The organism is Burkholderia sp. MS455, from assembly GCF_016899445.1.
In the GTDB taxonomy this organism is placed as follows: domain Bacteria; phylum Pseudomonadota; class Gammaproteobacteria; order Burkholderiales; family Burkholderiaceae; genus Burkholderia; species Burkholderia pyrrocinia_C.
The window spans coordinates 2,012,123-2,033,195 of sequence record NZ_CP041778.1; the positions used below are offsets into that span (position 1 = coordinate 2,012,123).

A 21,073-nucleotide genomic window follows, 5' to 3' on the forward strand; every position below is an offset into this window, starting at 1 on the left:
GGTCAAACCGCAGCGCATCCTCCGCCGGACTCTGGCATATTGGCGATTCGTCTGACCAAAACGACCAAGATCGGCCACCTGCGGCGGAGCACGCGTCCCGGGCGGCCCGCTCACGGCCCGCAACCGTCATCGCGCCACCTCACCCGCCATCGTGATACCGCTCTCCGATCCCGTTGTCCGGTCGATCGCCCTGATGGAGTCGCACGAAGGGTTCGTCGATCTCGCCACGTTCGATGAACGCATCGCCGTCGACCTCCCGCGCAGCGTCGTTTCGAACCCGAGTCCGCATTTCCTGAAGGTACGCAACGGTGTCGCCGAACGGCTGGTTGCCGCCGCGCACGCGCTCCCCGACGGCCTGCGCCTTTACGTGAAGGAAGGTTATCGTCCGCTCTCGCTTCAGCGCGAATACTTCACCGGCCATCTCGCGCAATTGCGTGCGGCGCTGAATCCGCTGCCGTCCGACGACGCGCTGTACGAACTCGCGAGCCACTACGTCGCGCCACCCGAGGTCGCGGGTCACCCGACCGGCGCTGCCGTCGACCTGACGTTGATGTCCGCCGACGGCGCCGAGCTCGACATGGGTTGCATACTCGACGCCACCGACCAGGAATCGTCCGGCGCGTGCTACACGCACAACGCATTCATCAGCCGTACGGCCGCGCGCAACCGGCACGTACTGATCGCCGCCCTGACCGGCGCCGGCTTCACGAATTACCCGTCCGAATGGTGGCACTGGTCGTTCGGCGACCGCTATTGGGCCGTCATGCAGCGGGAATCGCACGCGATTTACGGCCCCGTCGAGGAAAACATGCTCGACGAAGGTGCGCGATGACAGTCTTTCCGACTTGACGGGCGCGACTCGGTAACATCCTCACTTGCCGATCCCCGCCCGCTCCCGCACAATCGCAGCACCTGTCTCACTCCCCCCGCGCCGATGTCCTACGCGTCACTCGTCACCGGCGTCCTGCTCGCCGGCGGTCTCGGTCAACGCTTCGATCCAAGCGGCCTGCACAGCAAGCTGCTCGCGCGGCTTCCCGACGGCACGCCGGTCGCGGTCGCGGCCGCCCACCGTCTCGCGGCGGCCACGGCCGACGTGATCGCCGTCGTGCGTCCCGGCGCCGAAAAACTCGCGATCCTGCTGAACGAAGCCGGTTGCCAGGTCGTCTATGCGCCCGATGCGTTGCGCGGCATGGGCGCAAGCCTCGCAGCCGGCGTGCGCGCCACGCCCGATTCGAACGGCTGGCTCGTCGCGCTCGGCGACATGCCGTGGATCGCGGCATCGACCTATGAAGCCGTCACGCGCGCGCTCGACGCCGACGATGCGTCGATCGTCGCGCCTGCGCATCGCGGCGTGCGCGGCCATCCGGTCGGCTTCGCCGCGCACCACTTCGATGCGCTCGCCGCCCTCGACGGCGACACGGGCGCGCGCGCGCTGTTCGCCAGCGCGCCGGTGAAACTGCTCGACGTCGACGATCCCGGCATCCTGCGCGATGTCGACACGCCGCAGGATCTGCGCTGACCGCGCTCGCGCGGACCACGCAATGCATTGCAGTACAAGATCCCGCCCGACGATCGACAATCGTGAATTCATGGATTTCACCGACGACCGACAAGCCGCCGCAAGAATCCCGCAGCAAACGCTCGCCCGATTGCCTATAACGGAGACGAGGCGCACCCACCGCGCCGCCGCCGTCACGCATTGCACGAGCCCTCCATGACCGACCACACGACCCCGACGCCCGAACCACCGGCCGACCCGAACCGCGATCCGGAAGACGACCCGCTGTCGTCGCCGCCGGGTCATCACCACGACAACCCGCAGCAACCGGACGGACCGCCGAGCAAAGACCCGGTCTAGTTGCGCGTCGGCCGCTCCACGCATTCGCCCCTATTTCCCGTCATGCGCGGTCGATGGCAGCCGGCCGCCCGTCACCGCATGACGTGGTCTATCGCGCCGTATACCCGCCGTCGATCGGCAGCGACACGCCGCTGATCATCGACGCCGCGTCGCTCAGCAAAAACAGGATCGGCTCGACGACCTCGTCCGGCTCCGCAAATCGCCCGAGCGGAATCGCCGCCAGCATCGGCGCGCGCTTCTCCGGTTCGCTCCACGCGAACTGCGCCATCGGCGTGAGCGTGACGGTCGGGTTCACGCTGTTCACACGAATGCCGTGCGGGCCGAGCTCGATGCACAGCACGCGCGTAATCGCGTCCATCGCCGCCTTCGACGCGCAATAGCTCAGATGCGCGGGCAAGCCGACAAGCGCGGCCTGGCTCGATACGTTGACGATGCTGCCCCGCGCATGCACCGCACCGCGCCCGTCGCGCACGATCATCTTCCGTGCAACCGCCCGCGCCACGAGCGCCGCGCCGCGCGCATTGACGGCCATCACGCGGTCGAAGTGCCCGGCGCTGACGTCGAGCGCCGGTTCGAGCGACGCGATCCCCGCGCAATTGACGAGGCCATCGAACGCATCGTGCGCGGCGAGCGCGGCATCGATCGCGTGTTCGTCGCCACCGACATCGATGCGCAACGTATCGCCCCCAATCTCACCGGCGAGCGCCTCGAGCGCGGCCATGTCGCGCGCTGCCGCGACGACCTGCGCGCCTGCCTGCGCCAGCGCAACCGCGCATGCGCGCCCGATGCCGCTCGATGCACCCGTGACGAGCACCCGCGAACCGCTGAAATCGAATCGTGTCGTCATGATGATGTGTGCAGTTCGTGCATGATCGGCTTGAGTGCCGGATACAGCGCCGTGTAAAGCCCGAAGCGCACCGCATACGCACGCGTACGTTCGGCATCGGGTCGCGCGCGCTCGACGAGCGTGACCCAACCGCCCTGCGCGTCGTCGTGCGACACGAGCCCCGCCCCGACACCCGCGAGCAATGCCGCCCCCATCGCGGCTTCGACGTCCTGCTCGATCGTCCACACCGGAAAGCCCGTCACGTCCGCGATGATCTGCATCCACAGCGCCGAATGCGCGGCACCGCCGACGACGATCAGCCGGTCGTCCAGCACCACCGCGCCGCGGCGGCCGGCCTCGATGTTGTGCCGCAACGCGAACGCGACGCCTTCGAGCACCGCGCGATAAAGATGCGCCCGCGTATGTGCGAGACTCAGCCCGACGAACGCGCCGCTCGCCTTCGCATCCCACACCGGGCTGCGCTCGCCCATCAGGTACGGCAGGAACAGCACGCCGTCGGCACCGGCCGGCACACTTTCGGCCGCTTCCTCGAGCAGCACGTGCGGATCGCCGTGCGGCAGCAGGCGTGCCGCATCGATTTCGGCATGACAGAACTGGTCGCGAAACCACGCGACCGATGCGCCGGCCGTGATCGCACCGCCGAACACGTACAGGTCCCGCTGCCCGTCGAACACGTGCGGCATGCTGACGAGCCCGTGCCGCGCATCGACGTGCCGGCTCACATAGCCCCAGCACATGCTGGTGCCGATCATCGCGACATGCTGCCCGGTGCGCGTCGCACCGGCCGCGAAGGTTGCAACGGCCGCATCGACGCCGCCCGCGACGACGGGCGTGCCGGCCTGCAGCCCGAGCTGTTCGGTCCATTGCGACAGCAGCCCGCCGACGATCTCCGTCGAATCGACGAGCCGCTCGGGCATCATCGTCGCCGGAATGCCGAGCATGTCGAGCGCGTCGTCGGACCACTCGCGGCGCGCGACGTCGTACACGCCGCCGATGTTGCCGGCCGAGCTGTGATCGACCGCGACTTCGCCGGTCAGCAGGTAGATCACGTACGCGTTCGGCGGCAGGAAATAGCGCACGTTCGCCCACACGTCCGGCCGCTGGTCGCGCAGCCACAGCATCTTCGTGAAGCCGTAGTAGCTGTCGACGCCGTTGCCCGTGATCACGCGCAGCCGCTCGACGTTCACGTGCTCGCCAACCCAGTCGACTTGCGCGGTCGCGCGCCGGTCCATCCAGATCAGGCATGGATGGAGCGGCCGCATGTCGCTGTCGACCGGAATGCCCGAGCCACCGTACAGGCTGCTCACGCACACCGCGCGGATCGCATCGGCCGGCACGCCCTGCGCACGCGCATCGCTCACGCAGCCGGCGATGCATTCGAGCACGGCGTCGAACCACACCTGCGGCCACTGCTCGGCCCATAGCGGGCGCGGCGTATCGGGCTGGTAGCCGGCCGAACGCCGCGCGACGATCGTGCCGTGCCGGTCGACGAGCAGCGCCTTGGTGCTCTGCGTGCCGATGTCGACGCCTATGACGTATTCCATGATGTCTCCGGTGAGGCGCACGCCGGCCGTCAGCGGGCCGGCTTCAGCAGCACCTTGATCGATTCGGGCGATTTCGCGACGCGGATCGCGTCGTCCCAGTCCTCGAGCGCGAAACCGTGCGTGACGATGCCTTTCGACGTGACGAGCCCGCGCGCAAGCAGGTCGATCGCGACCGGATAGCAGTATGGCCCGAGGTGCGCGCCGCGCACGTCGAGTTCCTTGCGATCGCCGATGATCGACCAGTCGACGGTCGCATCCTCGCCGAACACGCTGAATTCGACGAAGCGGCCAAGCTTGCGGATCAGGTCGAGCCCCTGGTTCACGCCGACCGGCGCGCCGGTCGTTTCGATGTACACGTCGCAGCCGTAGCCGTCGGTCAGCGCGCGGACGATCTCGCGCGCATCGTCGCGCTGCGGGTTGATCGTCACGTCGGCGCCGTACTCGCGCGCGAGTTCGAGCCGTTCGTCGATCAGGTCGATCACGACGAGCTTCTTCGGCGTCTTCAGGTGCGCGACCTGCGTCATCATCAGCCCGAGCGGGCCCGCTCCCGCGATCACGACGACGTCGTCGAGCTGGACGTCGCCGCGGTTCACCGTATGGATCGCGCACGACAGCGGCTCGATGATCGCGGCATCCTCGAGCGATACGCCGAGCGGAATCCTGTGGACGATCGCGGTCGGCGGAATGCGCATGTATTCGGCCATCCCGCCGTCGGCGACCTCGCGCTGGAAGCCGAAGATGTTGTGCACCTCGCACATCCAGTACTGCCCCGACTTGCAATAGCGGCACTTGCCGCACGGCACGATCTGCTCGGCGATCACGCGGTCGCCCAATGCCACGCCGAAATGCTCGGCCGCGCCGTCGCCGAGCGCCTCGACGTAGCCGAAAAATTCATGGCCGGGAATCACGGGCGCCTTCACCCACGGGTTCGGGCCGCCCCAGAACATCTTCGCGCCCGTATAGCATTTGCAGTCGCTCGCGCAAATCCCGCACGCGGCGATGCGGATCACGAGTTCGTTCGCGCCGGGGCGCGGCTTCGCGACCTGTTCGACGCGATAGTCCTCGGGGCCGTGGCAGATGACCGCGGTCATCCGCGGCTGGGCTTCGGGTGTCGTCATGAGTTTTCTCTTTCGTTGATGATTCGGATATCTGATCGATCGCGCATTACCGCGATCGTTCTCGGCTGATGTAGATCGCGAGCAGGATGATTCCGCCCTTGATCACGTTCTGCACATACGGGTTCACGCCGATCATGTTCAGCCCGTTGTTGAGCACGCCGAGCAGCAGCGCACCGACCAGCGTGCCGAGGATCGCGCCGCGCCCGCCTGAGATCGACGTGCCGCCCATCACGACGGCCGCGATCGCGTCGAGTTCGAAACCCACGCCCGCGTTCGGCTGCCCGCTCATCAGCCGGCCCGTCAGCACGATCGCGGCGAGCGCCGACGTGAGCCCGGCCAGCGTGTAGACGATCAGCTTCACGCGCGCGACGCGCACGCCGGTGAGCCGCGTCGCCTGCTCGTTGCCGCCGATTGCATACACGTAGCGGCCGAACGGCATGCGATCGAGCAGCAGCCACGCGATCGCGTAAACCACCAGCATGATCAGCACGGGCGCCTGGATGCCGAGCACCTTGCCGCTGCCGAAGAACGCAACCCAGTCGGGCAGCCCGTCGATCGGATAACCTCCCGTATAGATCAGCGCGAGGCCGCGCGCGATGCCCATCGTCGCGAGCGTGACGATGATCGGCGGCATCCCCGCGAACGCGACGAACACGCCGTTCAGGAAGCCGAACCCGAAGCCGACCGCAATGCCGATCGCAAGCGCGGCGACCGCGTTGACGCCCGCGACCATCAGCCCGGCCGCAAGCGTGCCCGACAGCGCCATCACCGAGCCGACCGACAGGTCGATCCCGCCCGTCAGGATCACGCAGGTCATGCCGACCGCGATGATCGCGTTGATCGATACCTGGCGCAGCACGTTCTCGAGGTTCGCGGCGGACAGGAAGCTCGGGCTCGCGATCATCATCGCGATGCACACGACGACGAGGCCGACGAGCGGATAGAACAGCGTCGAGCGCCGCAACTGTGCCCACATCGCGCGAGGCGGCGGCGCATCGCCGTTTCCGGCGTTGGCCGCGAGCGTGGTGGAAGGCGTGGAAGAAGAATCAGGCAGGTTCATGGGTCGCTCCTCGCGTGCCGGCCGTGGCATGGGTCATGACCGTGTCGGGATCGATCTCGTCGCCTTCGAGCGTCGCCTCGATGCGGCCCTGCCGGAACACGGCGACGCGATCGCACATGCCGACGATTTCCGGCAGCTCGGACGAGATCATGATGATGGCGTAGCCTCGCGCGGTGAGTTCGCGCATCAGCCCGTAGATTTCCGCTTTCGCGCCGACGTCGATGCCGCGCGTCGGCTCGTCGAAGATCAGCACCGACGTGTGATGGTTCAGCCAGCGCGCGATCACGACCTTCTGCTGATTGCCGCCGGACAGCGTCGCGACCTCGGTATGAATCGACGGCGCCTTCACGCCGACGCGCCGCATCACGTCGTGCGTCGCGCGCGCCTCGCCGCGACGGTCGATCAGCCAGCGCATCGACCGGTACTTGCCGAGGTTGTTCAGCGAGATGTTGTCGCGGATCGAGAACGACGTGACGAGCCCTTCCGTCTTGCGGCTTTCCGGCAGGATGCCGATGCCCGCGCGCAGCGCATCGGCCGGATCGCCGAGCTTCGCCGCCGCGCCGCGCACGCGCACGTCCTTGCGGTACGCACGCGTCGCGCCGATCACCGCGAGCGCCGTTTCCGTGCGGCCCGAGCCGACGAGCCCGGCGAAGCCGAGAATCTCGCCGGCCCGCAGCGCGAAGCGGTTCACCGGGCCGTCGCGCTCGATCTGCAGCGCATCGACTTCGAGCACGGCCGGCGCGTCGGACGGCAGCGCGGGCTTCGGCGGAAAGCTGCTCTCGATCCGGCGGCCGACCATCATCCGCACGAGCTGTTCGACGTCCGTGCTTGCGACGTCGGTCGTCGCGACGTACTGGCCGTCGCGCAGCACCGTGATGCGGTCGCACACCGCGAAGATCTCGTCGAGGTGATGCGAGATGAAGATCATCGCGACGCCCTGCCGCTTCAGCTCGCGCATGATCGCGAACAGGTGCTCGGCCTCGGCCGGCGTGAGCGTGGCGGTCGGTTCGTCGAGGATCAGGATGCGCGCGTCGAGCGACAGCGCCTTGCCGATCTCGACGAACTGCTGCTGCGCGACCGACAGCGCACGGATCGGCGCATCGAGATCGATCGACACGCCGAGCCGCGCGAAGATGCCGGCCGCCGCGCGGCGCATCCGCGTGCGGTCGCGCGCGCCCCAGCGCGTGCGCAGCTCGCGGCCGAGGAACAGGTTGTCGACGGCGTCCAGGTGCGGGATCAGGCTGAATTCCTGGAACACGATGCCGACTCCCGCCGCGACCGCCTCGTGATAGTTCGAGAAATGACGTGCGGTGCCGTCGATTTCGATCGTGCCGGCATCCGGTTGATGGATGCCGCACAGGATCTTCATCAGCGTCGACTTGCCCGCGCCGTTCTCGCCGAGCAGCGCGTGGATCTCGCCGCGCGCGATGTCCAGGTGAATGTCGGACAGCGCCTTCACGCCCGGAAAGCTTTTTGTGATGTGGCTGAGCCTGAGTATCGTTTCCATCGGCTTCTCCGTGCGAAGGGCGCCGGCCATGCCGCCCCCCTTCGCGTCGCATCGCACGTCGTTCACCAGCTGAAGCCCTTCGCATTGCTGCGATCGACGACCTTCACGTCGACCGGAATCGCCTTCGGCACCGTCGCGCCCCACTTGCGCGCGATCGCGATGCCGAGCGCGATGCGCACCTGGTCGGCCGGGAACTGCGCGGTCGTCTCGATGAACTTCGAGTTCGGTTTCTGGATCGCGGCGATCGCCTCGGGCGCACCGTCGACGCTGGTCAGCTTGATGTCCTTGCCGGAACCCTCGATCGCCGCGAGCGCACCCATCGAGCCGCCGTCGTTCACGCTGAAGATGCCCTTCAGGTTCGGATGCGCGGAGATCATGTTTTCGGTGACCGACAGCGCGGTCGCGCGCTCCTGCTTGCCGTTCTGCGTGTCGACGAGCTTCACGTTCGGGAATTTCGCGAGCCCGGCCTTGCAGCCGCGCACGCGTTCGAGGATCGGCACGACCGGAATGCCGTCGAGGATCGCGACCTCGCCGCTGCCGCCGATCGCCTTCGCGAGGTATTCGCACGACATCACGCCCGCGTCGTAGTTCTTCGAGCCGACGAACGAATCGACCGGCCCGTTCGCATTCGCATCGACGGCGACGACGACCGCGCCGGCCTTCTTCGCCTGCGTGATCGCCGACTGGATGCCGGTCGAATCGGTCGGGTTCACGAGCAGGATGTCGATCTTCTTCTGCAGCATGTCCTCGACGTCGCTCACCTGCTTGCTGACGTCGTGATGCGCGTCGGTCACGACGACCTGCGCGCCGATCGACGTGGCCGCATCGTTCAGCGCCTTCTGCATCGTCACGAAATACGGGTTGTTCAGTTCCTGGAACGTCATGCCGATCCGCAGCGGCGCGGCATGCGCGACGGCTGCGGGCAGCAAGGCCGCGAACGCGGCGAGGGCCGCCATCCGGGCGGCGCGGCTGAATGATGAAGCGGGCGATGCGTGCGTCATGACGGTGTCTCCATTTATGTGCGGCTTTTTCGAGGTTGAACGAGCCCCTCGCGACGTGAGCGACGCGATCGGCCGGGTGAAACGGTGTGGAACGTTCAGGCGGGCGGCGGCCCGGCGATCATCCGGGCTGCGGCGCGAGTTCGGGCGCGCCGGGCGTCAGCACGCGCGGCGGCATCGGATTGCCGGTGGGCGCCGCGTGCAGCGCAAGCTCGCGGCTGCGCGCGTTCAGGCGCTGCAGCGCACGGAATTCGGACGGCGCCATCCCCTTCACCGAGCGGAACTGGCGGTTGAAGTTCGATACGTTGTTGAAGCCGGCCTGGAAGCAGATGTCGGTGATGTTCGCGTCGTCGGCAAGCAGCATCTGGCACGCGGATTCGATCCGCAGCCGGTTCACGTACTGGACGAACGGCATGCCTGTGTGGCGGTGAAACGCGCGCGAGAATGCGCTGACGCTCTGCCCGGTCAGCTGTGCGAGTTCGGACTCGCGCAGCTCGGATGCGAGGTTCTTGCCGATATACGACAGCGCGTGGCTGAGCCGCGTCGGCGTGACGTCCGCCTGGTCGTATGCGGGGCTCGCGAGCAGCGTGCGATCGGCGGCGCCGCAAAGCCGTTCGAGGATCGTCATGAACAGCGCGATGCGGCGCATGCCGCGCGCGGCCAGCAGTTCGTCGAACAGCGGTGCGATTGCGGCGCTGGTCGCATCGTCGAAGCCGACGCCGCGCCGCGCGTCGTCGAGCAGCGCCTGCGCATCGCGGCATTCGGGAAACGCATCCATGCAGCGGCGCACGAACGCCGGGGCGAACTGGATCACGAGGTTGCGGCGCTCGACGGTTTCGCCTTCTGCCATGTCGCTGACCCAGTTGTGCGGCAGGTTCGGGCCGAGCAGCACGAGATGGCCGGGGCCGAACGAGCCGATGTGATCGCCGACGAAATACTTGCCGCGCGTCGCGACGATCAGGTGCAGTTCGAATTCAGGATGGAAATGCCAGCGGATCGTGCGATACGGGTAACCGTGCGACCAGACCTTGAACGACTCGTCGCGTCGCACTTCGACCACTTCGAGATCGGGATGCATCATGTTGGCGTCTCCATTCCCATGTATCGCTGGCCGGCCTGTTCGGCTGTTCGCTCGTGCGCCGCGTGATTCGCGTGTTTCGCGCGGCGACGCGACCGGTCGCATGGGAAGCAATGTAGGTCGATCGCGCGCGCGGCTCCACCAACTTTACGCCTGATTTCCGATACTTTTTTGCGCTTTCCGGCCGTAAACGGCGCCGGACAGCAAATTTGTGCAGCGCGCAACGGCACCGGGCGGCGGCCGCCGGGTCGGTGCGATGCGCGCGCCGATGGCTTACGCGGCTGCGTGCTCGCGCGCCGTGCGCACCTCGTACGCCTTGAGGTGGTTGTATGCGATCCGCAGCAGCGACAGCGCATCGGCCGCCTGCGGGTCGCGGCGCGCGAGCAGGTCGCCGATCACGTGATCGGCTTCGACGCGCGCATGGTTCTCGACGTCGCGCAGCATCGACGCGGTCAGCGGCGACGGCGTCAGCACCATCCGCTGCATCCGCTCGATCGCCGCCGGGTCGGGCCGGTGGCCATTGTGTTCGGCGATCGCGCTGCATTCGCCGAGCATCGTCTCGAGCAGGCGACGGCCGTCCGGCGCGGCGAGAATGTCGCCGACCGAGCCGCGGAACAGCGACGTGCTCGCGGCGAGGGTCGCGAGGAATACCCACTTCTCCCACATCCGCGCGGCGATGTCGTCGCTGAGCGTCGCGTCGAAGCCCGCGCCGCCGAGCACGTCGGCCACCGCGCGCACGCGCGGCGATTCGCCGCCGGCGAGTTCGCCGAACGACACGCCATGCGTGTCGTTCAGGTGCACGATGCGCTGCTCGCGATCGAGCGTGGCCGCGATCACGCACAGCCCGCCGAGCACCTGCGCGGCGCCGAACCGGTCGCGCAGCACGTCGAGGTGACGCATCCCGTTGAGCATCGGCAGGATCAGCGTTTGCGGGCCGACGAACGGCGCGAACGACGCGATCGCGTCGTCGAGGCTGTACGCCTTGCAGCTCAGCAGCACGAGGTCGAACGGTGCGACCCCGGCGCCCGCATCGCCCGCGCGCACGGTCTGCACGTTCGCGAGCGTCAGGTCGCCGCGCGGGCTGCGGATCAGCAGCCCGTCGCGCGCCAGCGCGGCCGCGCGGCCGTCGCGCACCAGGAACGTCACGTCGCGCCCCGCCGCGGCCAGCCGGCCGCCGAAGTATCCGCCGACCGCGCCGGCCCCTACCACCAGAATTCGCATCGTTGCCTCCTTTCGGTTTCATTCGGCGCCGCGCCGCCGCCCGCCCGGGCGCCCGGCGCGCGCAATCGCTCCGACAGTATAGCCATGCCCCGTTATGCATATGCATAGATACCCGTGCCCACGTCGACGGCATGAGCGACCGCACCATTTCTAAGGGATTTCCCGCCTACGGCGACGCGCGTCGCCTGCCGTCAAGACACTTACCCCGTCACGCCGTTCCGGCGAGCATCCTCGACTGACCGACCACATACCATGCGCAACCTTTCCCTGAATCAGAAACTCGCCTCGATGATCGTCATCCTGTGGCTCGGCCTGCTCGTGATCGCCGGGCTCGGCGCGTGGCAGACGCGCACATCGATGATCGCGGACCGCCGCGATCAGCTTGCCGCGCTGGTCGCGCAGGCCGCGAGCGTGACCGACCATTACTACAAGCTGTCGCAGCAGAACGCGATGCCGGAGGCCGACGCGAAGCAGAAGGCGCTCGAGGCGATCGCCGCGATGCGCTACGGCGCCGACGGCTACATCTCCGTCAACGACTCGAAGCCCGCGATCGTGATGCATCCGATCAAGGCCGAGCTCAACGGCAAGGACGTGTCGAATTTCACCGATCCGAACGGCAAGCACCTGTTCGTCGAGATCGTGAAGGCCGGCAACCTGGAAGGCGGCAAGGGCTTCGTCGAGTATCTGTGGCCGAAGCCGGGCGCCGACAAGCCGCAGGAGAAAACCAGCGCCGTGCAGCGTTTCGCGCCGTGGGACTGGTATCTGGTGACGGGCATGTACATGAACGACGTGCACTCGGCCGTGCTCGCGAGCATCGGCCGCTGGCTCGCGATGACGACCGTGCTCGGCGCGATCGCGACCGCCGTGATGGTGCTGGTGCTGAAAAGCGTGCGCGCGAGCCTCGGCGGCGAACTCGAGGTTGCGCTCGACGCCGCGCAGCGCATCGCGCAGGGCGACCTGACCGCGCGCGTCGCCGTGAAGCAGGACGATCGCGGCAGCCTGCTGCATGCGCTGCACACGATGCAGGGCGGGCTGATCGACATGGTGTCGCGCGTGCGGATGGGCACCGAGAACATCAACGTCGGCGCGAGCGAGATCGCGTCCGGCAACACCGACCTGTCGCAGCGCACCGAGGAACAGGCGGCCGCGCTCGTGCAGACCGCGTCGAGCATGGACCAGATGACCGCGAACGTGAAGCAGAACGCGGACAGCGCCGCGCAGGCCGCATCGCTCGCCGGCCAGGCCGCGCAGGTCGCGACGCGCGGCAGCGCGGTGGTCGACGACGTCGTGCGCACGATGAACGAGATCACCGGCCGCTCGCACAAGATCGGCGACATCATCGGCGTGATCGACGGGATCGCGTTCCAGACCAACATCCTCGCGCTGAACGCGGCCGTCGAAGCCGCGCGCGCGGGCGAACAGGGCCGCGGCTTCGCGGTGGTCGCGGCCGAGGTGCGCTCGCTCGCGCAACGCTCGGCGACGGCCGCCAAGGAGATCAAGTCGCTGATCGTGTCGTCGAACGAGACCGTCGAACACGGCGCGACGCTCGTCACGCACGCGGGCGAGACGATGGCCGAGCTCGTGCAGTCGGTGCGGCGCGTGAACGAGATCCTCGACGAAATCAGCCATGCGTCGCGCGAGCAAAGCGCCGGGATCGAGCAGGTCAATCGCGCGGTGGGCGAGATGGACCAGGTCACGCAGCAGAACGCGGCGCTCGTCGAACAGGCGGCGGCCGCCGCGCATTCGCTGCGCGATCAGGCCGAAGCACTGCGCGACGCCGTCACGCGGTTCGCGTTGCCGGCCTGATCCTGGGGGAGCGTGCGGGCGCGGCTTGCCGCTGCCACGCCCGCGCGCCCCTGGCTTCGTCATACGCCCTCATGCCTGTGCCCACCGGTAGCGCGTCGAACACATCCACCTGCTCGCCGCGCAGCGCCGGCCAGCATTCGGAAGCGAATGGGGCGCTGTTCCGAACGACGCTTGCGCGGTGGGTCCCGCGTCATGTTACTTCCCGGTGCAGCACTTGTTAGGGCAATCGGGCAGGAAGGAAATTTCCACGCGCCGCCCGTTGTCCACGTCGCCATGCGAATAGACGCGTACGCTTGCCCGAACGGTCCCGCGTAGAAAGCCCAATTGCTCTAGCAGCGCACGCCCGACTTGCAGTCGTGATTGTGCAAGTGCCTGCGCCCCGTGTTCATCTTCTTCAGCGTGACCACTAATTAACGTCGTCTCTTTTGTTGCGTGATTGGCATAATTAATCTTTTTTTCGGCCACCCAATTTGCGATGCGAACGACTTCCGAGTTCGATATGGTTGCGTCATTCCTATTAAAATATATATCAAAATTCTCGCTCGCGATGCATGCAAATGCCGAATTGGATGCAGCAAGCAATATACCAAGCATGAATTTATGCATTATAAATTACGTATCCAGCAACACTATCAGCATTATTGATGGCTTGATCCGGACTCTCCGATCCGAAGGTCAGACATTCCGCGATAAAGTAGCGATGATCCTTGGTAGCCATCGTGTCATCAAAGTGACTGACCTCATGAATCAATGTGGAAACTACAGAATCCTTATCCCACGAAAAATGACGCATAGAGCAAAAATCAGGATGTATGGCAATTGTATGAGTTGCCGTGTCCGGTGCGCAAACAGATGCAGCGACACCGGATTTATTTGGATTCGGAACGCATCCGATATACCTGAATCGATCGCTATCCCATCGGGTAAAATTGAATGCCGACATCCCCTTTAATACCCGTGCGATTGCCGTCAGACCTGCAAGTAATGTTATGCAGGTCGCTTCGTCTGCCTTGCCGAACCACTGTAGCACACGCGCCTCGTCAGCGTTAGACCAACGCTGCAATTCCAGGATTCTCTGCTCAACCAGGGAAACGGCACGATCGCGCTGACGTAAAATCATTCCCCGAAACTCACTGTTTGTCATGTTTTGACAAATTCTCTCCGTATTGATCCTTACTTCAACCGTCGAGCCGGGGTTGGTATTGGTAACCGCACCTGAATGTACAAGGAACCATTCCCCACCATCATTCACGTCAAAATCGTTCATTTCTTCAAAATCCCTTCGTATAGATTTTCAAGGACGCTGCTGCGTCAGTGGCGAAACGGCGCATTCGGTCAGCACTGTCAGTGGCGCCGAAAAAAGTCTGTCCCGTGTCGGTAACGACTCGATAGCGGACATTTGCGATGTGGGCGATCGGAGTCATGTTCTTTCTGGACCATAAGCTCGAATACCTTATGCGCGGATGGACCATATACGGTCGCCGGCAATAATTGCATTGTCTATAGGACGAGTATTATTTTGCCTCGCACTCCCACTTAAATTGAAATTCCGTTACTCTCCGCAAAACTGGTGGAAGGATGGGCGATCAATCGAGTGCCGACGTTCACGAACTACGCGCGACGATGCGCCGCAATCTCGGCACTGACCACGTGTTATCGTCGGTGCCCGCCCGCAAGTACATCCACCTCGATCCAATTCGGTGAACTTCGGTGAACTATCTCGTGTTGAGGTTCACGGTCAATGCGCGCTCGTCATGGACGCGGCCGAAAACCGCCTCCACGGCATCGAGCTATACGCGGTCTACGCGCGCTTCACGCAGACCGAATGACCAGCCCGGCGCGCACGTGCTCACACCGCGCCGCCGGCCCGCGGCGCGGCCGCACCGATGCCCAGCCCCAGCCCGGCCGCCCGCTGGATCAGCTCGACGTCGTTGTTCGCGCCGAGTTTCTTCATCGCGCTGATCTTCTGCGCGCTGACCGTCTGCTTGCCCTTGCTCAGGCGCTGCGCGATCGTCTTGATCGACACGCCCGACAGATATAGGCGAATCACCTCGATCTCGCGCGCCGACAGCTTCACTGGCGCCTCGCCGCGCTCGCCGATCGCATCGACCGCGCGCCTGACGCACGGCGACAGGTAGCGCCCGCCGCTGTAGCTCGAATGGATCGCCGTGACGATATGGCCGACTTCGTCGAACTTGCTGACGATGCTCACGCCGCCAATCGCGAGGATCGACCGGAAGATCAGCGGGTTCTCGTTGCCGACCAGCGCGACGATTCCGGCGTTCGGGCGCGTGCGCCGCAGCCAGTCGAACAGCGCGAGGCCGTCCATCTGCTCGTCGCCGCGGATCGAATAATCGACCAGCACGATGTCGCAGTCGACGCCGCCGAGCGACGCGACCAGCTCGGCCGCACTCCGGTAGACCGCGACGAGCTCGATGGCACAGGCGCTGCCGGCGATCTGCTCGATGCCGGCCAGCGTCAACGGCCAGTCGTACGCGAAAACGATGCGAACATTGAATTTCCTCATGCGCAGTTCCAGGTGGTTCACCGGCCGCGCGGCGCGGAACGCGCGCGGCCGGTTTGGCGTTGAAAGGATGTCCGGGATATTTTTATCCCGAAGATCGATTCTATGAAGCCGCGCGCGGGCGGGATATCGGACGGCATCGGGATTGGCCGCCGGAGACGTAATACGAGTTTGATATTTGCGTCGGTTCAGATGCCCGGCATCGGCCGGACGGCCGGCATTGAGCCCTTGCGGCCGGCCAGCAGGTAAAATTGCGGCGTTTGCATGCCACTCCGGGCACCCGGCGGCGAGCGACGCGCCGACGACGGCCGCGCACCACTGCCCTTTTGCCGGCTGCCCATACTCCGGCTGCCCGTACTCCCAGCTTTCCCCATGACCGAATCCGACCTGCAATCCGACGACACCTCCATCCACGAAGACGGCCTCTGGCGCGACAACGGCTGGACCGCCCGCATCATCAAGAACGAAGACGACGACGGCTGGGCCGTCGAGATGATCAAGGACGGCGAGTCCGAACCCGCGCTCGTCGGGCCGTGGACCATGGGCCGCGACAAGAAGAACCCGAAGCCGATGGACGCGAACGCGTTCCGCACGCTCGTGAAGACCGCGACCGAGGTGCTGATGCGGCACGAGCAGCAGCGGCGCGCGATGCTGCACAAGGAAGTGACGGTCCAGGGCGAGGACGGGCAGGATGTGTCGGTGACGCTCGACATCGTGCCGGACGAGTTCGAGCCGTACGCGCAACTCAAGGCGTTCGATCCGTACGGCGAGCTGCTGGCCGACGCGAAGGTATCGGCCGGGTTCAAGCTCAGCAAGGCCAGTGCCGAGCGCTGGGTCGCATCGGGCTTCGAACGGCCGGCCTGACCGGGCGGCGGTGCGCGGTCAGGCGCCGGCGCCCTGCCGCGCGCGCTGCAGCCGGCGCTCCGCCAGCTTGCGCCGCACGAGCTGCTCGAACTGCTGCGTCGCAACCTCCGGATCGCGCGCGGCCAGCCCGAGCGCGTTGCGCGCGAGCTGGATCGGCGTCAGCACGATGCCCCACGGCAGCCCCCACCAGCCGAGCGTGACCGATGCAAGCAGCGCGATCGCCTGCTTCTTGCGGCCGCAGCGGCGGCAGCACACGTGGCGCCGCGTCGCCCAGCGCGTGACGAACACCAGCGATACGACGCGATGCGACGCGTGGACGTCGACCGGATGCCCTTCGCGCAGGCAAATCGGGCACGGCCCATACCGCCAGTCGTCGACGTACTGCCGGACCTTCGCGTCGGGCACCCGCTCGGCCTCGACGACGATCGGATGCGCGTGCGCGCACGCCGGACTGCAATAGCGGCGGCCGTCGATCGACTGCCCGCCGACCAGGAACGTCCTGCCGCAGTGACTGCACTCTGCCACGATAACCCCGGATAAGCGTGATACGCCGCGTGCCGGCCGCGCGCATCGATGCGCCGGCGGTCCGGACGGGCCATTTCATGCTTTAACGGCCGCCGCCGCACGGTCTTGAGCGGACGCGGTCATCAGGCGGTACAGCGTCGCGCGCGAAATGCCGCCGCGACGTCCGCATGCTGGTGGTGATGGCGCAGCAGTATTTCCTCGATCGCGTGCCGCTCGGCCTGCCGACGCACTTCGGCGAGCGTCGGCCGCCGCCGCATCAGCCCAGCAGTTCCTTCTTCCGCAGGTGCACGACGTCGCGCATCGGCGGCGCGCCGAACAGCCGGCTGTATTCGCGGCTGAACTGCGACGCGCTCTCGTAGCCGACCACGGCAGCCACCGACCCGACGTCGCCGCCCTGCCGCAGCAACAGCCGCCGCGCCTCGTGCAGCCGCAACTGCTTCTGGTACTGCAACGGGCTTAGCGTCGTCACGTGCTTGAAATGGTGGTGCAGCGACGACACGCTCATGTTGACCGCCTGCGCGAGCGTCTCGACGCGCATCGGCTCCGCGTAGTGATCGCGGATCCATTCGATCGCGCGCGCGATCCGGTGCGTCTGGCTGCCCGCGATCGCCATATGCCGCAGCCGCGTGCCCTGCCCGCTCGTCATCAACCGGTACAGCAGTTCCTTTTCGATCAGCGGCGCGACGACCGGAATGTCGGCCGGCGTATCGAGCAGCCGCAACAGCCGCAGCGCGGCGTCGAGCAGCGGCGGCGTCAGCTCGGCGAGCGCGATCCCTTCGCCTTCGGGGCCCGCGTCGGGCTCGGGCAGCCGCATCTCGGCCGAGAGCTCCACGATCCGCTGCGGATCGAGCCTCAGCGACAGGCACAGGTAGGGTTCCTCCGGCGACGCGCGCGTCACGCGCGACAGGATCGGCAAGTCGATCGACGTAATCAGGCAATTCTGCGTGTCGTATTCGTAAGCGTGGCCGGCCACGATTACGCGCTTCGCGCCCTGCCCCGCGATCACCAGCGCGGCACACGACACGGCGCAGCCGAGATCGACCGGACGCGTGTGCCGATGCAGCATCAGGCCCGGCACAGCGGTCGAATGCGAGCCATCCGCCGGTGCGAAGCGGCCGATCAGCGACGCCAGCTCGCGCCGCCCGGATTCGCGCGACGCCGCGATATCGGTCATGTCCATGACGAATCCTCGATTGATTTCCCCATGTCGCGGGAGCATAGCGAAACGGCCCACGGCGTGCCCGGGATTTGCAGGATTGTTCAATAAATTTGCAGGATTGGGTAGACGCAAAAACCGGCTGCTCGCGCACACTGCCCGCTAACCGGGCGCATGCCGGGTTTTCCCCACGGAGACAACCAAAATGCCTACCTCGTTTGTCCTCAACGGCAAGAACGTTACGCTCGACGCCGATCCGTCGATGCCCGTCCTCTGGGCGATTCGCGAACACGCGGGACTGACCGGCACGAAGTTCGGCTGCGGCATGGCGCAGTGCGGCGCGTGCACGGTGCATCTCGAAGGCCAGGCCGTCCGCTCGTGCGTGCTGCCGCTCGCCGGTATCGCCGGCAAGCACGTCACGACGATCGAGGGCCTGCAGAGCAAGCCCGCGCAGGCCGTGCAGGCCGCGTGGGTCAAGCAGCAGGTTCCGCAATGCGGCTATTGCCAGTCCGGCCAGATCATGTCGGCCACCGCACTGCTCGAACAGAACCCGAAGCCGACCGACGCGGACATCGACGCCGCGATGAACGGCAACCTGTGCCGCTGTGCGACCTACGCCCGCATCCGGGCCGCGATCCACGACGCGGCCGCGACGCTGGGAGCCTGACCATGACGATCGAACTCGACAACCGCGATTCGGTGCGTCCGTCGCGCCGAACGTTCCTGAAGGCCGCGGGCGCCGCGGCAGCCGTCAGCCTGACCATCGGCTTCGAATGGGCCGGTCTCGGCCGCCGCGCGCTCGCCGCAACCGCGCCGGCCGCCGATTTCGCGCCGAACGCGTTCCTGCGTATCACGCCCGACGGCGCCGTCACGGTCATCGCGAAGCACGTCGAAATGGGCCAGGGCGCGTATACGGGCATCGCGACGATCGTCGCCGAGGAGCTCGACGCCGACTGGTCGAGCGTGCGCGTCGAAAGCGCACCGGCCGACGCGAAGCGCTATGCGAACCTCGCGTTCGGCACGATGCAGGGCACGGGCGGCAGCTCGGCGATGGCGAACTCGTGGCAGCAGCTGCGCGAAGCGGGCGGCAAGGCCCGCGCGATGCTCGTGTCGGCCGCCGCGGCCCGCTGGAAGGTGCCGGCCGGCGAGCTGACGACGGCCAATGGCGTCGTCACGCATGCGAAGAGCGGCAAGACGGCCGCCTACGGCACGCTCGTCGCCGACGCATCGAAGCTGCCCGTGCCGGACAAGGTCGTGCTGAAGCAGCCGGCCGATTTCAAGCTGATCGGCCAGCGGATTCCGCGCGTCGATGCATCGGCGAAATCGAACGGCACCGCGCCTTTCACGCTCGACACAACCTTCCCCGGCATGCGCGTCGCGCTGCTGCAGCGCCCGCCGCGCTTCGGCGCGACGGTCAAGTCGTTCGACGCGACGGCCGCGAAGGCGGTGCCGGGCGTCGTGTCGGTCGTGCAGGTGCCGCGCGGCGTCGCGGTCGTCGCGACGGGCTTCTGGGCCGCGAAGCAGGGCCGCGACGCGCTGAAGGTCGAATGGGACGAAAGCAACGCCGAAAAGCGCGGCTCGGCCGAGATCATGCGCGAATACCGGCAGCTCGCGGAGAAACCGGGAACGTCGGCGCGCAAGGACGGCGACGCCGACGCGGCGATCGCCGGCGCCGCGCGCAAGCTCAGCGCGACATACGAATTCCCGTATCTCGCGCACGCACCGATGGAGCCGCTCGACGCGGTCGTCAAGCTGACGCGCGACGGCTGCGAGATCTGGGCCGGCGACCAGTTCCAGACGATCGACCAGGCGAACGCCGCCAAGGTCGCGGGCCTGAAGCCCGAGCAGGTGAAGATCCATACGCTGTACGCGGGCGGCAGCTTCGGCCGGCGCGCGAACGCGTGGTCGGACTATGTGGTCGAGGCCGTGTCGATCGCGAAGGCGCTCGGCGCGGACGGCAAGCCCGTCAAGCTGCAGTGGACACGCGAGGACGACATCCAGGGCGGCCTCTATCGGCCGATGTACTTCCACAAGCTCGACGCGGGCCTGACCGCGGACGGCAAGCTGGTCGGCTGGCGCCACCGGATCGTCGGCCAGTCGATCCTCGCCGGCACGCCGTTCGAGGCGTTCATGGTCAAGAACGGCATCGACGCGACGTCGGTCGAGGGCGCGGCGAACCTGCCGTACGCAGTGCCGAACGTGTCGGTCGAGCTCACCACCGCGAAGACGGGCGTGCCCGTGCTGTGGTGGCGCGTGGTCGGCAGCTCGCACACGGCCTACGCGGTCGAGGCGTTCATCGACGAAGCCGCGCACACCGCCGGCAAGGATCCATACGCGTTCCGCCGCGACCTGCTCGCGAAGGAGCCGCGCATGCGCGCGGTGCTGGAACTGGCCGCGCAGAAGGCCGGCTGGGATCCGGCCAAGCCGCTGCCGAAGGGCCGCGGGCGCGGGATCGCGGTCGCCGAGGCGTTCAAGAGCTATGTCGCGCAGGTGGCCGAGGTGTCGGTCGACGCGGACGGCAAGGTGAAGGTCGAGCGCGTGGTGTGCGCGGTGGATTGCGGGATCGCGATCAATCCCGACATCGTCGCCGCGCAGATGGAAGGCGGCATCGGCTTCGGGCTCGGTGCGGCGCTGCACAGCGCGATCACGCTGAAGGACGGCCAGGTCGAACAGCGCAACTTCGACGGCTACAACGTGCTGCGGATGGCCGAGATGCCGAAGGTCGAGGTGTATATCGTGCCGTCGGCCGAAGCGCCGACCGGGGTCGGCGAGCCGGGCGTCGCGCCGATCGGGCCGGCAGTCGCGAACGCGATCTTCGCGGCGACGGGCGAGCGGCATTACGTGCTGCCGTTCGATTCGGCGGATAGCGCGAAGGCTTGATGAGCCGGAACGCCGGCTGGGGGATGGAAACGTCTCTCGGCCGGCGTCTTTTGTCGAAGCGTGGCCGATGTAGGGTTCGATGTCGGC

At 66.8% G+C, this 21,073-nt stretch carries 20 protein-coding genes; 7 read left to right on the forward strand and 13 right to left on the reverse strand.

Annotated features, from left to right (window positions below):
* Nucleotides 1-193 precede the first annotated feature (193 nt).
* The 3 genes from FPJ27_RS13680 to FPJ27_RS13690 all read left to right on the forward strand — a co-directional run bounded on the left by FPJ27_RS13680 (nt 194) and on the right by FPJ27_RS13690 (nt 1,858).
* The gene (locus FPJ27_RS13680; protein ID WP_204421471.1) at nt 194-832 is read left to right on the forward strand and encodes a M15 family metallopeptidase; all 639 of its coding nucleotides are present in this window, start codon (nt 194-196) and stop codon (nt 830-832) included.
* Nucleotides 833-934: 102 nt separating this feature from the next.
* Complete coding sequence (locus FPJ27_RS13685; protein ID WP_204421472.1) at nt 935-1,519, forward strand: nucleotidyltransferase family protein; 585 nt, start codon at nt 935-937, stop codon at nt 1,517-1,519.
* Between the two features lie 195 nt (nt 1,520-1,714).
* Entirely contained in the window at nt 1,715-1,858 is a 144-nt protein-coding gene (locus FPJ27_RS13690) for a hypothetical protein (protein ID WP_165948077.1), read from the forward strand.
* A gap of 88 nt (nt 1,859-1,946) precedes the next feature.
* Here FPJ27_RS13690 and FPJ27_RS13695 read toward each other — a convergent pair whose 3' ends face one another.
* From FPJ27_RS13695 to panE, 8 genes are all read right to left on the reverse strand, one after another.
* Nucleotides 1,947-2,705 carry an SDR family oxidoreductase gene (locus FPJ27_RS13695; RefSeq protein ID WP_204421473.1) on the reverse strand — a complete coding sequence of 253 codons (759 nt, stop codon included), beginning with the start codon at nt 2,703-2,705 and terminating at the stop codon, nt 1,947-1,949.
* Complete coding sequence (locus FPJ27_RS13700; protein ID WP_204421474.1) at nt 2,702-4,249, reverse strand: FGGY-family carbohydrate kinase; 1,548 nt, start codon at nt 4,247-4,249, stop codon at nt 2,702-2,704. Before FPJ27_RS13700 ends, FPJ27_RS13695 begins: the two co-directional genes overlap by 4 nt.
* 29 nt (nt 4,250-4,278) lie before the next feature.
* A complete protein-coding gene (locus FPJ27_RS13705; protein WP_204421475.1) occupies nt 4,279-5,367 on the reverse strand; it encodes an alcohol dehydrogenase catalytic domain-containing protein in 1,089 nt (362 codons plus the stop codon).
* Between the two features lie 46 nt (nt 5,368-5,413).
* Nucleotides 5,414-6,427 carry an ABC transporter permease gene (locus tag FPJ27_RS13710; protein ID WP_027789502.1) on the reverse strand — a complete coding sequence of 338 codons (1,014 nt, stop codon included), beginning with the start codon at nt 6,425-6,427 and terminating at the stop codon, nt 5,414-5,416.
* Nucleotides 6,414-7,934 (reverse strand): sugar ABC transporter ATP-binding protein, encoded by a 1,521-nt coding sequence (locus FPJ27_RS13715; RefSeq protein WP_204421476.1) that lies wholly within the window; start codon nt 7,932-7,934, stop codon nt 6,414-6,416. The genes FPJ27_RS13710 and FPJ27_RS13715 overlap by 14 nt, the downstream gene beginning before the upstream one ends.
* 62 nt (nt 7,935-7,996) lie before the next feature.
* A complete protein-coding gene (locus FPJ27_RS13720; RefSeq protein ID WP_204421477.1) occupies nt 7,997-8,935 on the reverse strand; it encodes a substrate-binding domain-containing protein in 939 nt (312 codons plus the stop codon).
* 118 nt (nt 8,936-9,053) lie between these two features.
* Nucleotides 9,054-10,013 (reverse strand): AraC family transcriptional regulator, encoded by a 960-nt coding sequence (locus FPJ27_RS13725; RefSeq protein WP_204421478.1) that lies wholly within the window; start codon nt 10,011-10,013, stop codon nt 9,054-9,056.
* A 270-nt stretch (nt 10,014-10,283) separates the two neighbouring features.
* A complete protein-coding gene (gene panE, locus FPJ27_RS13730; protein ID WP_072442349.1) occupies nt 10,284-11,231 on the reverse strand; it encodes a 2-dehydropantoate 2-reductase in 948 nt (315 codons plus the stop codon).
* Nucleotides 11,232-11,483: 252 nt separating this feature from the next.
* Between panE and FPJ27_RS13735 the strand changes: the two genes are divergently transcribed.
* Entirely contained in the window at nt 11,484-13,037 is a 1,554-nt protein-coding gene (locus FPJ27_RS13735; RefSeq protein WP_204421479.1) for a methyl-accepting chemotaxis protein, read from the forward strand.
* Between the two features lie 195 nt (nt 13,038-13,232).
* Here the strand turns inward: FPJ27_RS13735 and FPJ27_RS13740 are convergent, their stop codons facing one another.
* From FPJ27_RS13740 to FPJ27_RS13750, 3 genes are all read right to left on the reverse strand, one after another.
* Nucleotides 13,233-13,643, reverse strand: a complete 411-nt coding sequence (locus tag FPJ27_RS13740; protein WP_204421480.1) for a hypothetical protein — start codon at nt 13,641-13,643, stop codon at nt 13,233-13,235.
* Nucleotides 13,636-14,304 (reverse strand): M35 family metallo-endopeptidase, encoded by a 669-nt coding sequence (locus FPJ27_RS13745; protein WP_204421481.1) that lies wholly within the window; start codon nt 14,302-14,304, stop codon nt 13,636-13,638. The genes FPJ27_RS13740 and FPJ27_RS13745 overlap by 8 nt, the downstream gene beginning before the upstream one ends.
* A 582-nt stretch (nt 14,305-14,886) precedes the next feature.
* Complete coding sequence (locus FPJ27_RS13750; protein WP_204423195.1) at nt 14,887-15,564, reverse strand: response regulator transcription factor; 678 nt, start codon at nt 15,562-15,564, stop codon at nt 14,887-14,889.
* Between the two features lie 369 nt (nt 15,565-15,933).
* Here FPJ27_RS13750 and FPJ27_RS13755 point away from each other — a divergent pair, with 369 nt between their 5' ends.
* Nucleotides 15,934-16,425: a hypothetical protein gene (locus tag FPJ27_RS13755; protein WP_072442345.1), complete on the forward strand. Its 492-nt coding sequence runs from the start codon at nt 15,934-15,936 to the stop codon at nt 16,423-16,425.
* Nucleotides 16,426-16,443: 18 nt separating this feature from the next.
* Here FPJ27_RS13755 and FPJ27_RS13760 read toward each other — a convergent pair whose 3' ends face one another.
* Both FPJ27_RS13760 and FPJ27_RS13765 read right to left on the reverse strand, forming a co-directional pair.
* The gene (locus FPJ27_RS13760; protein ID WP_204421482.1) at nt 16,444-16,950 is read right to left on the reverse strand and encodes a hypothetical protein; all 507 of its coding nucleotides are present in this window, start codon (nt 16,948-16,950) and stop codon (nt 16,444-16,446) included.
* 256 nt (nt 16,951-17,206) lie between these two features.
* Nucleotides 17,207-18,130 carry an AraC family transcriptional regulator gene (locus tag FPJ27_RS13765; protein WP_204421483.1) on the reverse strand — a complete coding sequence of 308 codons (924 nt, stop codon included), beginning with the start codon at nt 18,128-18,130 and terminating at the stop codon, nt 17,207-17,209.
* Nucleotides 18,131-18,311: 181 nt separating this feature from the next.
* On the opposite strand from FPJ27_RS13765, the gene FPJ27_RS13770 reads away from it, so the two are divergent.
* Both FPJ27_RS13770 and FPJ27_RS13775 read left to right on the forward strand, forming a co-directional pair.
* A complete protein-coding gene (locus tag FPJ27_RS13770) occupies nt 18,312-18,773 on the forward strand; it encodes a (2Fe-2S)-binding protein (protein ID WP_034180497.1) in 462 nt (153 codons plus the stop codon).
* Between the two features lie 2 nt (nt 18,774-18,775).
* Entirely contained in the window at nt 18,776-20,986 is a 2,211-nt protein-coding gene (locus FPJ27_RS13775; RefSeq protein WP_204421484.1) for a xanthine dehydrogenase family protein molybdopterin-binding subunit, read from the forward strand.
* Nucleotides 20,987-21,073: the final 87 nt, after the last annotated feature.

Coding starts and splice junctions, on each gene's coding strand:
- FPJ27_RS13680 (WP_204421471.1), top strand. CDS start 194: ATGGAGTCGCACGAAGGGTTCGTCGATCTCGCCACGTTCGATGAACGC.
- FPJ27_RS13685 (WP_204421472.1), top strand. CDS start 935: ATGTCCTACGCGTCACTCGTCACCGGCGTCCTGCTCGCCGGCGGTCTC.
- FPJ27_RS13690 (WP_165948077.1), top strand. CDS start 1,715: ATGACCGACCACACGACCCCGACGCCCGAACCACCGGCCGACCCGAAC.
- FPJ27_RS13695 (WP_204421473.1), bottom strand. CDS start 2,705: ATGACGACACGATTCGATTTCAGCGGTTCGCGGGTGCTCGTCACGGGT.
- FPJ27_RS13700 (WP_204421474.1), bottom strand. CDS start 4,249: ATGGAATACGTCATAGGCGTCGACATCGGCACGCAGAGCACCAAGGCG.
- FPJ27_RS13705 (WP_204421475.1), bottom strand. CDS start 5,367: ATGACGACACCCGAAGCCCAGCCGCGGATGACCGCGGTCATCTGCCAC.
- FPJ27_RS13710 (WP_027789502.1), bottom strand. CDS start 6,427: ATGAACCTGCCTGATTCTTCTTCCACGCCTTCCACCACGCTCGCGGCC.
- FPJ27_RS13715 (WP_204421476.1), bottom strand. CDS start 7,934: ATGGAAACGATACTCAGGCTCAGCCACATCACAAAAAGCTTTCCGGGC.
- FPJ27_RS13720 (WP_204421477.1), bottom strand. CDS start 8,935: ATGACGCACGCATCGCCCGCTTCATCATTCAGCCGCGCCGCCCGGATG.
- FPJ27_RS13725 (WP_204421478.1), bottom strand. CDS start 10,013: ATGATGCATCCCGATCTCGAAGTGGTCGAAGTGCGACGCGACGAGTCG.
- panE (WP_072442349.1), bottom strand. CDS start 11,231: ATGCGAATTCTGGTGGTAGGGGCCGGCGCGGTCGGCGGATACTTCGGC.
- FPJ27_RS13735 (WP_204421479.1), top strand. CDS start 11,484: ATGCGCAACCTTTCCCTGAATCAGAAACTCGCCTCGATGATCGTCATC.
- FPJ27_RS13740 (WP_204421480.1), bottom strand. CDS start 13,643: ATGCATAAATTCATGCTTGGTATATTGCTTGCTGCATCCAATTCGGCA.
- FPJ27_RS13745 (WP_204421481.1), bottom strand. CDS start 14,304: ATGAACGATTTTGACGTGAATGATGGTGGGGAATGGTTCCTTGTACAT.
- FPJ27_RS13750 (WP_204423195.1), bottom strand. CDS start 15,564: ATGAGGAAATTCAATGTTCGCATCGTTTTCGCGTACGACTGGCCGTTG.
- FPJ27_RS13755 (WP_072442345.1), top strand. CDS start 15,934: ATGACCGAATCCGACCTGCAATCCGACGACACCTCCATCCACGAAGAC.
- FPJ27_RS13765 (WP_204421483.1), bottom strand. CDS start 18,130: ATGGACATGACCGATATCGCGGCGTCGCGCGAATCCGGGCGGCGCGAG.
- FPJ27_RS13770 (WP_034180497.1), top strand. CDS start 18,312: ATGCCTACCTCGTTTGTCCTCAACGGCAAGAACGTTACGCTCGACGCC.
- FPJ27_RS13775 (WP_204421484.1), top strand. CDS start 18,776: ATGACGATCGAACTCGACAACCGCGATTCGGTGCGTCCGTCGCGCCGA.